General features: G+C 71.0%; 9 protein-coding genes. 3 read left to right on the top strand and 6 right to left on the bottom strand.

All coding sequences use genetic code 11. The annotated features are described in order from the left end of the window. The first annotated feature begins 102 nt into the window (after positions 1-102). Positions 103-1020, top strand: a complete 918-nt coding sequence (locus tag ABD466_RS35690; protein ID WP_344661675.1) for an AraC family transcriptional regulator — start codon at positions 103-105, stop codon at positions 1018-1020. Positions 1021-1316: 296 nt separating this feature from the next. Here ABD466_RS35690 and ABD466_RS35685 read toward each other — a convergent pair whose 3' ends face one another. Next, a complete protein-coding gene (locus tag ABD466_RS35685) occupies positions 1317-2510 on the bottom strand; it encodes an ROK family transcriptional regulator (RefSeq protein ID WP_344661674.1) in 1194 nt (397 codons plus the stop codon). Between the two features lie 307 nt (positions 2511-2817). Here ABD466_RS35685 and ABD466_RS35680 point away from each other — a divergent pair, with 307 nt between their 5' ends. Next, the gene (locus ABD466_RS35680) at positions 2818-4380 is read left to right on the top strand and encodes a carbohydrate binding domain-containing protein (RefSeq protein WP_344661673.1); all 1563 of its coding nucleotides are present in this window, start codon (positions 2818-2820) and stop codon (positions 4378-4380) included. 352 nt (positions 4381-4732) lie between these two features. After that, positions 4733-6532, top strand: coding sequence for an endo alpha-1,4 polygalactosaminidase (locus tag ABD466_RS35675; RefSeq protein ID WP_344661672.1), 1800 nt, complete (start codon positions 4733-4735; stop codon positions 6530-6532). Between the two features lie 167 nt (positions 6533-6699). On the opposite strand, the gene ABD466_RS35670 is transcribed toward ABD466_RS35675, so the two are convergent. The 5 genes from ABD466_RS35670 to ABD466_RS35650 are packed head-to-tail and all read right to left on the bottom strand — an operon-like array spanning position 6700 to position 11252. Then, positions 6700-7788, bottom strand: coding sequence for an amidohydrolase family protein (locus ABD466_RS35670; protein ID WP_344661671.1), 1089 nt, complete (start codon positions 7786-7788; stop codon positions 6700-6702). Between the two features lie 21 nt (positions 7789-7809). Then, positions 7810-9012: an alanine racemase gene (locus tag ABD466_RS35665; RefSeq protein WP_344661670.1), complete on the bottom strand. Its 1203-nt coding sequence runs from the start codon at positions 9010-9012 to the stop codon at positions 7810-7812. Positions 9013-9062: 50 nt separating this feature from the next. After that, a complete protein-coding gene (locus ABD466_RS35660; RefSeq protein WP_344661669.1) occupies positions 9063-9923 on the bottom strand; it encodes a fumarylacetoacetate hydrolase family protein in 861 nt (286 codons plus the stop codon). Beyond that, positions 9920-10309, bottom strand: a complete 390-nt coding sequence (locus ABD466_RS35655) for a RidA family protein (protein ID WP_344661668.1) — start codon at positions 10307-10309, stop codon at positions 9920-9922. The genes ABD466_RS35660 and ABD466_RS35655 overlap by 4 nt, the downstream gene beginning before the upstream one ends. A gap of 25 nt (positions 10310-10334) precedes the next feature. After that, positions 10335-11252, bottom strand: coding sequence for an SMP-30/gluconolactonase/LRE family protein (locus tag ABD466_RS35650; RefSeq protein WP_344661667.1), 918 nt, complete (start codon positions 11250-11252; stop codon positions 10335-10337).

Below are 11252 nucleotides of genomic sequence, written 5' to 3'. Positions count from 1 at the left end.
CTTTCTGTTGCTGGCGAGTTCCACGGTAGGAGGGCGGTGGCGGATGATGAATGTCGTCGAATCCTGAAAACATATCCGATCGTCCGAGCTATCATCGGCGGCATGGATGTCCTCACCGATGCCCTGGGCGCGATGCGCGTCGGGCAGACGCGGTCGGCCCGCACCGAGGTCCGCGCGCCGTGGGGGCTGCGGTTCCCGGCGGTCGGCGGGACTACGTTCCACGCGCTGCTGCGCGGCCGGTGCTGGATCCTGCCGCCGGACGGCGAGCCGGTGGCGATGGCGCCGGGCGACGTGGTGTTCCTGCGCCACGGCAGGACGGTCTCGTTGGCCGACGACCCGGCGACGCCGCTGCGCGACTTCCGGCCGGAGGGCTGGCGTCCGGGGCAGGTGATCGGGCGGGTCGACGTCGAAGGGCCGGGCGAGCGGTCCCTGCTCATCTGCGGCGCCTACCAGCTGGGGCGCAGCCGGCCGCACCCGCTGCTGGCCGAACTGCCGGACCTGCTGCACCTGCGCGCCGGCGAGGGCCCCGGCCTGGCGGCGGCCGTCGCGCTGCTGGGCGAGGAACTGGAGCAGGAACGCCCCGGCCAGGACGGCGTGGTGCCGGCGCTGGTCGACGCGATGCTGCTGCTGATCCTGCGGACCTGGATCCACCGGGACGCCGGCGAACCGGTCCCAGGCTGGCGCGCGGCGCTGACCGACCGGGCGATCGGCGAGTCCCTGACGGCGCTGCACGACGACCCCGCGCGGGGCTGGACCGTCGCCGAACTCGGCGACCGCGCGGGCCTGAGCCGCTCGGCGTTCGCGCAGCGCTTCACCGAGCTGGTCGGCGAACCGCCGCTGACCTACCTGACCTGGTGGCGCATGACTGTGGCCGGCCGCCTGCTGCGCGAGTCGGACGCACCGCTGAGCACGGTGGCGCAGCGCGTCGGCTACTCCTCGGAGTTCGCGTTCGCGAAAGCGTTCAAGCGGGAGTACGGGGTCGCGCCAGGGCGGTATCGGCGGCAGCCCGCGGCGACGTAGGAGACTCCCCGGAAAACCAGCGCCGCCCCCGGCTCAGGAATGCGGGGGCGGCGCTGTCCGGACGCCGCCCCGGCTCAGGAAAGCGGGACGGCCTCCCCGGGGCCGCCCCGGCTCAGGATTTCGGGGCGGCTCCGGCGTGTCGCCCCGGCTCAGGAATGCGGGGCGGCACTGTCTCGGGCGGCCGGCGCGGCCGCGGTTCGGGTGGTCTGGGCTGATCTGGGCTGGTCTGAAGTGGTCTGAGGTGGTCTGAGGTGGTCTGGGGTGGTCTGGGGTGGACCGGAAGGCGGGTTCGGCGGTCAGGCCGCCGGGACATCACCGGCCTCGTCGGCGCCCGCGGGCATCGTGATGACGACCCCGAGCTCCTGCCGGATGGCGTGCGCGGCGGCGCCGAACACGAGACTGTGGGTACCCAGCGTCGAGGAACGCAGGACCAGCTGTTCGAAACCCTCCATGACACGCAGCGCCAGCAGGTCGTTGACGGCGCGCATCAGCGGCGGCCCGAGCGGGTCGCCGGCCAGCGGCCCTCCGAGGATGAACTCGGTGACGTCCAGCGTGCCGGCCAGCGTCGACAACAGCCGGGCGATCTCCTTGGCGGCCCGGCCGACGCGCTCGCCGAGCGCGCGGGAGTCCTGGTCGTCGCCACCGGCCAGGTAGCGGGCGACCGCCTGGTCGGTGGCGTCGCCGCGGATCGTGGGCTGCGCGGCCACCGTCTCCAGGCAGCCGATCAGGCCGCAGTGGCAGCGCAGCGAGGTGCCGATGTCGATGTGGCCGATCTCGCCGCTGCGGAACGCGCCGCCGTGGTAGAGGCGGCCGTCCAACACGATGCCGGCGCCGATGCCGGTCCCGATCCAGAGCACCACCACGGTGTTGACGCGGTCGGTGGACAGCGCCACCTCGGACAGCGCGACCGCGTTGGCGTCGTTGACGACGTGCACCGGCAGGCCGTCGCACTGCTCCTGGAGCTCGTGGCCGAGGGACACCATGTGCCAGCCGTAGTTGACGGCGGCACGGATCACGCCGTCGTCGCCGACGATGCCCGGCACCGCGACCCCGACCCCGGTGATCCGGCCCGGCGTGGGCGCGGCCATCCGGTGCACCATGTCCGCGACCTGGGTCAGCGCGGGCGCGTCCAGCGGGCGCGAGACCGTCTCGGTGGCCTCCATGTGGCCGTTGAGGGTGAACCGGCTGGCGGTGATCCGCTCGTTGGCGACCTGCACCCCGACGAACCGGTGGTGGGCGTCGTCCAGGTCCAGCAGCACCCGCGGTTTCCCGACCGGCTGCGCCTCCCGCCCAGCCTCCCGGACCAGCCGCCGCTCGATGAGGTCGGCGACGATCTCGGAGACGGTCGCGGTCGGCAGCCCGGTCTCCCGGATCACGTCGGTGCGCGAGAACCGGCCACCACCCGCGGCGACGCACTGGAGCACCAGCACGTCGTTGCGGGCCCGAAGGGAACTCTTCGTCCCCTTCTGGGTGAACCGGAGCTGGGTCACACCGCCGCCACCCTTCTTGCATCGTTCATCGATGAAACTTCGCGGGAACTGTAGGGCGGCCGCACTAACGCGGTCAAGGGGATGACGGGCGCGGCGCGCGGACCAGCGTCGACGCGAAACGTCCCGTGAGACGGCGGACCGCGCGCCGCCGCAGGTCAGATCCACATCGCCGGAACATTCGGAGACCGATGAATCCTCCGTCCCAGGACTCGGCAAGGAAATGGTCTAGTCCCTTGACGCGGCCATTGGTCTAGTCCACGCTCCTGGCAGCGGGGTCGCTTGGACATCGAACCGATGAGGAGACCTGATGGTCACGAGCACACCACCCGGGCCGTCCCGCCGCCTGGCGGGCGTCCTGTCCGCCCTGGCCGCCGCCGCGCTCGCCGCCGCCGGCGTCGCGCTGGCCGCGACCGGCGCCAGCGCCGCGGACGCGAACCTGGTGGCGAACCCCGGGTTCGAGACCGGGGCGCTGTCCCCGTGGTCCTGCACGGCCGGCAGCGGCTCGGTCGTCGGGAGCCCGGCGCACTCCGGCTCGCACGCGCTGGCCGCCGCCGCGACGTCGTCCGACGACGCGCAGTGCACGCAGACGGTCAGCGTGCAGCCGAACTCGTCCTACACGTTGTCGGCGTGGGTGCAGGGCAACTACGTCTACATAGGTGCGACCGGGACGGGCACCACCGATCCCAGCACCTGGAGCTCCAACGGCGCGTGGAACCAGCTGACCACGAACTTCACCACCGGGGCCTCGACGACGAGCGTCACGATCTATCTGCACGGGTGGTACGGGCAGGGCACGTACTACGCCGACGATGTGAGCCTGATCGGGCCGTCGGGCGGCTCGACGAGCACTCCGCCGACGACGCCGTCCACGACACCCACGACGCCGTCCACGACGCCCACGACCACGCCCACCACTCCCCCGACCACACCCACCACGCCGACCACGTCGCAGACCACCACCCCGCCGCCCGACAGCGGCTACGCGCACCCGGCGTACTTCATGCCGCTGGACAACAGCCCGCAGGCGATCTCGGACATCGTGGCGGCCGGCGAGAAGCAGCTGAACCTGGCGTTCGTCCTGGACTCCGGCGGCTGCACGCCGGCATGGGGCGGCAACGCGTCGACGTCGGTCGCCTCCGACAGCACGGTGCTGGCCGACGTGAACGCGATCCGCGCGGCCGGAGGCGACGTCGCGGTCTCCTTCGGCGGCTACAACGGGACCGAGCTCGGGTCCACCTGTGGCAGCGCCTCGGCTCTGGCGAACGCCTACCAGCAGGTCATCACCAAGTACAAGCTGAACCACGCCGACTTCGACTACGAGAACACGGCGCTGGACAGCAACACCGCGGTCCGCTTCGGCGCGATCAAGATCCTGGAGGCCGCCGACCCGAACCTGAAGGTCTCGCTCACCATCCCGATGACCACGATCGGCTTCCCGGGCTCCGGGACCGACGAGATCCGGCAGGCGGTGGCCGCCGGCGCCCGGCTGGACGTCGTCAACATCATGGACTTCGACACCGGCCTGACCTCCGGCACCGAGGTCGGGCAGACCGAGACCATCGCCGGCGACGCGGTGGCCCAGTTGCAGTCGATCTACGGCTGGACCGCCGCCCAGGCCTGGTCCCACCTGGGCCTGCAGATCATGAACGGCCACACCGACCAGCCCTCGGAGCTGTTCACCCAGAGCGACTTCTCGGCCCTGCTCGCCTTCGCGAAGGCCAACCACCCGGCGTGGTTCGCGTACTGGTCGGTCAACCGGGACCGGGCCTGCGACCCGAGCGTGCCGCACAACTGGGCCGACGGGACGTGCTCCAGCGTGGCGCAGAACCCGTGGGATTTCACGAAGATCCTCGTGCAGTACAACGGCTGAGCCGGGACACCTGGACTCCGCGCCGGAGCGGCGGCGCGGAGCGGGGCGGTTGCCGCCGACAAGGGATGTCGGTGGCAACCGCCTACGTTCGGGACGTGAACTGCCCGTCATCGGGTGCGTGTACGAGCTCGGAGTCGTGGTCCACGAGCGTTCGGCGTGGATCCGCCACATGCTGACGCCGAAGCAGCCTGACATGGGCACATGCCTGTCCGACGTCCTGCCCACGGGCCTGCGGGATTTCCCTGGGCAGGCCCCTGCCAACGCAAACCCTTGACTCACACCCGCCGCCATCCTATCTTCGGCCGCAGAAATGCGGAACGTCGTTCCGCTAGACGGAATGGAGGATGGCCCGATGAGCCATGCCCACTTTCTCGATGCACGTTCCTCGGCGAGCCCGCCACTGTGGCGCCGCCGGCTCACCCTCGCCCTGGCCGCCGCCCTCGGCCTCGGCGCGGCGGTCGCCGGCGTCGACGCGGCCCACGCCGCCACGACCACGACCCTCGCGCCTACGGCCATCACCACCACGGCCGGGGTCACCGGCTCGGGACAGTCGGTGGCGAACCTGGCGGTGCAGGACCAGTCCGGCACCACCAACACCTGGACGAAGTACGTGGAGTTCTCCGGTTCCGGCTCGACGCCCTACGCCGGCTACCGCGCCTACACCCTGCCCAGCTCGGTCTCTCCGGCCAGTGTGACCGGGCTGAAGGTGGCGGCGAACTACCGGGGGCCGGCCAGTGCCACCCAGACCTGGACGTGGAGCCTGTACAACTGGACGACCGGCACCTGGTCCTCGATCGGCACCAACGCCGGCGCGCCGGACTGGGGCTCGTGGAAGCTGCTGACGTTCGACCAGACCAGCGGCGCCTCCGCGTTCGTGTCCGGCACGGGCGCGATCCGGGTGCAGCTGCGCGCGAACGACACCGCCGACAGCGCCGACGTGGACTACGAGGCGGTGACGGTCACCAGCGGCAGTGGTGACACCACGGCGCCGTCCACACCGGCCGGGCTGGCGGTCACTGGCACCACGGCCTCGTCGGCATCACTGTCCTGGACCGCCTCCACAGACGATGTCGGCGTGGCCGGGTACGAGGTCTTCCAGGGCGGCGGCGCTTCACCGGTCGCCACGGTGACCTCGACGAGCGCGACCGTCGGCGGTCTGACCGCGGCTACCGCGTACACGTTCACGGTGCGGGCCTTCGACGCCGCAGGGAACCTGTCGCCGGCCTCCGCGCCGGTGACCGCGACCACCGCGACGTCCGGCGGCCTGTGGCAGCCGCCACTCAACAGCCGGTGGCAGTACCAGCTGCAGGGCGACGCCGCGTACGCGAGCACCGGCGGCGTCGACGTCGACATCTGCACCGTCCCCTACACCGGCGGCGCCTGCGTGAAGCCGGCGGTGTTCGACATCGACCTGTACGCCGACGCCAACGTGGCCGGCAACAACACCACCCTCAACACCGCCGCGGTCGCCGCCATCCACGCCAACGGCGCCCACGCGATCTGCTACGTCGACGCCGGCGGCATCGAGAAGTACCGCCCCGACTACCAGGCGGCGGTCGACTGGGACAACGCCCACAACCACCAGCTCATCGGCAAGCCCTACCCCGGCTTCCCCGACGAGAGCTACGCCAACATCAACAACAACGTCGGCCAGCGCGACTTCCTCCTCCAGCGCATGGAGGCCCGCGTCTCCAAGTGCAAGCAGGCCGGCTTCGACGGCGTCGAGTTCGACGTGGTCAACGCCTACGAGGACGGCCAGGCGACGACCGGCTGGGACATCAGCGCGGCGACGCAGATCACCTACAACACGGCCCTCGCGGACCTGGCCCACCGCTACGGCATGTCGGTGGCGCTGAAGAACGACATCAGCCAGATCCCCCAGCTGCTGAGCAAGTTCGACTACGCGATCAACGAGCAGTGCATCCAGTACTCCGAATGCCTGTCCAGCCAGAACGGCGGCTACGGCTACGACCAGTTCACGAACGCGGGCAAGGCCGTGTTCCAGGTCGAGTACACCGAGAAGGCCAGCGGCGGCGGCTACACGGACCAGGCACCGGCCCGGTGTGCGACGGCGAACGGGTATGGGTTCAACTCGATTCACAAGAATGCGGATGCGACTTTGTTCTCGCAGCCGTATCTGCCCTGTAGGTAAGCGATAGCGCGCGGCGGGTCGGCCTCTGGAACGGGGGCCGACCCGCCGCGGCGGCTTGGGAGGAGTTCCTCGAACTCGACGACGTGCTGACGCGCCTCGGCGAGGGGGCCGAGGCGCGGTTGGCGTATCAGATGGGGTTCCCGGTGGCCGGGGTGGTCTGACGCCGGTCAGCCGACGTCGACCAGCCGCAAAATGTTGTCGGCGTACAGCGCCGGAAGCGCCTCGGCAGGCAGATCGAGCGCCGACACGTCCCAGCGTCCCATCGGCGGGATCTCGCACCCGGGCGCGTAGGGGAACGCCTCGTCGTCGGTCTCCAGGAAGCGGAACCAGGTGTGGTACCCCTCCTCCTCGATGGGGAACTGGTCCGTGCCGAAGACGACTTGGCGGGGGTGGTCCAGGATCAGGCGGCGGGCTGCTCGGGGCTGGCGGCCGAGTTCGGGCATGCGCCCGCCGAGGTCGACGTGGAAGTTGGGGTGCGCGGTGAGCATGCGGGAGACCCAGCGGAGGTCTTCGGCGAAGCAGCCGACGTGGGCGCCGATGAAGGTGGTCTCGGGGTGGGCGGCGACCAGGGTTTCGAGGGCGGCCATCAGGCGTTCGAAGGTGGGGAAGCCGGGGGCGCCGAACCACCACTCGGGGTTGCCCGCCAGGTCGCCGATGCGTTCGTTGGAGGCGTCGACGGGTTCGAAGAAGGCCACGGGGTCGGCGGTGTGGATCAGGATCGGGAGGCGGAGTTCGGCGGCGCGGGTGAAGACGTCGGCGATGCGGGGGTCGTCCGGGAGGACCAGCGCTCCGGTCTGGTCACGCCAGCGCAGGCCGAGTTCCTTCCACACCTTCACGCCCCGGGCTCCGGCGTCCGCGGCGGCGTCCAGCTGGCGCAGCAGGAGCCGGACCGCGCGGCCCGGGTCGTGGCGGCCCAGCAGGCTCCAGTCCAGCTGGCAGAACGTCGCGAACCGGCCCGGGTGCGCGCGGTCGTAGCGGTCCAGGTTCTCCTCGAGCGTCTGGTCCCACATCCCGTCGAGGTTCACGACGGCGCGCAGGTTGCACCGGTCCATCATCTCCAGGAGCCAGCCGACGTCCGGCGCCATCCAGTCCCCCTCGGGGTGGAGCCAGCGGCCGAGATGGTTGTGGGCGTCGACGCTGGGCACCGCGCTGCGCGGCACGTGGTGCAGGTCGTTGCGGACCTGGCTCTTGGGGGTGAACGACCCGAGCGGCAGGTCGTCGGGGTGGAGAAGGCGGGACGGGTGGGATGAAGACACTGCGGGCCTCCGAGTGGACGGTCAGAAATAGGTGCGAGCGCCGCCGATCACGTCATAGTCCTCATCCACCAGCAGGAAGAGTCGCCACCGGTCGAGCGTGGTGCAGGGATGGGAGACGCCGAGTCCGACGAGGTCGCCGACGGCCAGCGGGCTGGAGGGATCGACGCGAAGGAAGGTGTGCTGATCGCTGAGCGCGCTGACATGGGCGCCCGCGGGCACCTCGAGAGGGGTCCCAGGCGCCCGCCACGCCGCAAGCGGCACCGGCATCCCGGCATCGTGCGAGAGGTCGCGACGACCGGCGTTGAGCAACACCAGCCCCGGCTCGGGCCGCGACACGACCCGCGTCCAGACCTCCAACGCCGGCTGGAACGCCGGCAGGTCCCATTCGGGAGTGGCGCTGGGGGTGAGCTCCGCATAGAGACCCACGTCATGTGTCAGATAGCACCCACTCCGCAGCACGACCCGGAGGCCGTCGTCGGCCACGGGACCGAGAATGTGCGCCACGCGGTCGAAGTAGCTGCTGCCACCGGCGGTGGCGATCGGCTCGCGGTCGGGATCGAAGAGGTTGCGACCAGCGGCGACGCGTGCGAAATCCCGCAGCTCCGTCAGGAAGGCGTCGACCCGTTCGAGCGTCTCCGGACCGCGATCGTGCCCGATGGTGCCTTCGTATCCTGCGACGCCGGCCACAGCGAGGTGAGGTGCCTCCGCAGCCGCTTCAGCGACCGCCAGAGCCGTGGACAAGTCGCGCGCTCCTGTACGGCCGGCGTCATGACCGAGCTCGATCAGAACCGGCAGGCGAGGCGCCCCCGGCACCTCGCCGAAAGCCTGCTCGGCGATCCGGACACCGTCGACCGAGTCGACGTAGCACAGCACCTCGCGCCCAGCATGAGCCGCGAGCTCGCGTGCGAGCCACCGCAAAGCGCCGGGATCGGTGAGCTCGTTGGCCATCAGAACGCGATCCGCCCCGAACGACCACAGCAACCGCACCTGCGCCGGCAAGGCCGCCGTCAGCCCCCAGGCCCCCGCCGCCAACTGCCGCTCCACCAGCTGGGGCGACATGGTCGTCTTCGCGTGCGGTGCGAGGCTGACGCCGGCCCGCTCGCAGAACCGCCGCATCACCTCGATGTTCGCGTCGAGTCGCGCCGAGCGCAGGACGGCGACCGGGGTCGACGTGTCGCCACGGCGGATGTTCCAGCCCTGCGATCCGAGCTCTTCGAGGGTCACGGCGGCGTCCAGGGGCAGACCCTTGAACGCCGCGTCCAGCAGCTCCCCGCTCACGGCGCCGGCACGAATCGCTGCCGCTGCCGCCCCAACCCGGTGATCCCGAGCGTGACCTCGTCCCCGGCCCGCAGGTACCGCGGCGGGTTGTGGCCCATCCCGACGCCGGGCGGCGTTCCCGTGTTCACCAGGTCACCGGGTTCCAGGACCAGGAACTGGCTCAGGTAGCGGACGAGCTCCAGCACGTCGAAGATCATCGTCTTGGTGGAGCCGCGCTGGGCCGGCTCGCCGTTGACGTCCAGCTCCATGCCGAGGTCCTGCGGGTCGGCGATCTCGTCGGCGGTGACGAGCCACGGTCCCAGCGGGTTGAAGCGCTCACAGGACTTGCCCTTGTCCCACTGCCCGCCCCGCTCGAGCTGGTACGCGCGTTCCGACACGTCGTGCGAGACGCAGTACCCGGCGATCACCCCGCGCGCCGCGTCCCGGTCGGCCAGATACCGAGCCGGAGCTCCGATCACGACCCCGAGTTCCACCTCCCAGTCCGTCTTCTCACTGCCCCGCGGGATGTAGATGTCGTCGAAAGGCCCGACGACCGTGTCAGTACCCTTCATGAACAGGATCGGCTCCTCGGGGATCGGCATCCCCGACTCCGCGGCGTGATCCGCGTAGTTCAGCCCGATGCACAGCACCTTGCCCGGCCGCGCGATCGGTGCCCCGATCCGTACCGAGTCCACGGCGACGCGCGGCAGATCGGCGCCGTGCGTGTCGAGCACGCCTTGCAGCCGCTCCAGCCCTCCTCGCGCGAAGAACGCCCGGTCGTAGTCGTCGACGAACGTCGACACGTCGAGCAGCGTCGCGTCGTCGAGCAGCACCGCGGGCCGCTCCTCGCCCACCGCCCCGAACCGTGCGAGCCTCACGATCCGTCCCCCTGGCCGACGACCGCGAGCGCGTCGATCTCGACGAGCATCCCCGCGGGCAGGCCGACGTAGACCGTGGTGCGCGCCGGGTACGGCTCGCTGAAGATCCCCTCGTACGCCTCGTTCATCTCCTTGAACTGGCTCGGATCCGTGAGGAACACGCGGACGCTGATGATGTCCCGCTCCCCCGCGCCGTTGGCCGCGAGGTTGGCCACGATGTTCTCCAGCGCCTGCCGCGTCTGGGCGCCGACGCCCTCCAGCAGTTCGCCGGCGGCGGTGAACCCGCCCTGTCCGGCAGCGGCGACGATCTGCCCGATGCGCGCGCTCGGCGAGTAGGGCCCGGCCGGTGGCGGGGACTGGTCGGAGGATGCTGCGATGCGGACCATGCTCTTCTCCTCGTTTCTAGCTGGGTCAGCCGTGGTAGCGGCTGACGGGCCGGCCGGTGTGCCCGGTCCGGCAACGGAACAGGGACCCGCTCGCGGGCTGGGCGGCGAGCGTCGCCTCGTCCAGCCCTTGCCGAGCGGTGGTGATGATCAGCTCGTCGAGATCAGGTCCGGCGAAGGTACACGCGGACACCCGTCCGACCGGCACCTCGACGATGCCGGCCAGCTCCCCGTCCGGCGTGTACCGCCGCACCTGCCCGCCGTCCCACAGCGCCAGCCACAGGAATCCGTCGGCGGCCACGGCCAGCCCGTCGGGGAAGCCGTCCCCCTCGGCGATCGAAATCAGCGTTCGGCGATTCGTCGGCGTCCCGCCGCCGGGGTCGTAGTCGAACGCGTCCACCGTCCGGGCTACCGAGTCGACGAAGTACATCGTGCGTCCGTCGTCCGACCACCCGAGTCCGTTGGACACGGTCGTCCCCGTGATGACCGGTACCGCCTCGGGAAACTCCCCGTCCGCACCGGGCGGATCGAGCCGGAACACCGTCCCGGCGCCGGGAGCCTCGTCGTAGTCCATCGTGCCCGCGAAGAACCGCCCGAAGGGATCGCAGACCCCGTCGTTGAACCGGATCGGCGTGGGACGCGACCGGTGCGTGCCGATCGGACGCGGCCCTGCGGACCAGTCGGCGTCGACCACCGCGAACCCGGTCTCCAGCGCCAGCACGTGCCCGCCGCTCTCCCGCGGTGCGAAGGAGCCGAGCGGCAGGCCGACGTCATGACCGGCCAGGCGACGGCCGGTGATGTCAGCTTCGTGCAGCCGCCCGGCCAGGATGTCCACCCACAGCAGCCGCTCGCTCCGTTCGTCCCACCGCGGCCCCTCGCACAGCGCGCCGGCGTCGGGGACGAACACCTCGGCCCGCCACACGTCCACGGGTCCCGGTCCCGCCAT

It is taken from the genome of Catenulispora subtropica (genome assembly GCF_039531675.1).
Taxonomy (GTDB): domain Bacteria; phylum Actinomycetota; class Actinomycetes; order Streptomycetales; family Catenulisporaceae; genus Catenulispora; species Catenulispora subtropica.
The sequence above is the reverse complement of the archived record's forward strand: the minus strand, read 5'-3'. Positions and strand labels throughout refer to the sequence as shown.

What these genes read in the sequence shown, in the direction of transcription:
- ABD466_RS35690 (WP_344661675.1), top strand. Translation starts at nt 103, where the DNA reads ATGGATGTCCTCACCGATGCCCTGGGCGCGATGCGCGTCGGGCAGACG.
- ABD466_RS35680 (WP_344661673.1), top strand. Translation starts at nt 2,818, where the DNA reads ATGGTCACGAGCACACCACCCGGGCCGTCCCGCCGCCTGGCGGGCGTC.
- ABD466_RS35675 (WP_344661672.1), top strand. Translation starts at nt 4,733, where the DNA reads ATGAGCCATGCCCACTTTCTCGATGCACGTTCCTCGGCGAGCCCGCCA.
- ABD466_RS35655 (WP_344661668.1), bottom strand. Translation starts at nt 10,309, where the DNA reads ATGGTCCGCATCGCAGCATCCTCCGACCAGTCCCCGCCACCGGCCGGG.
- ABD466_RS35650 (WP_344661667.1), bottom strand. Translation starts at nt 11,252, where the DNA reads ATGGCGGGACCGGGACCCGTGGACGTGTGGCGGGCCGAGGTGTTCGTC.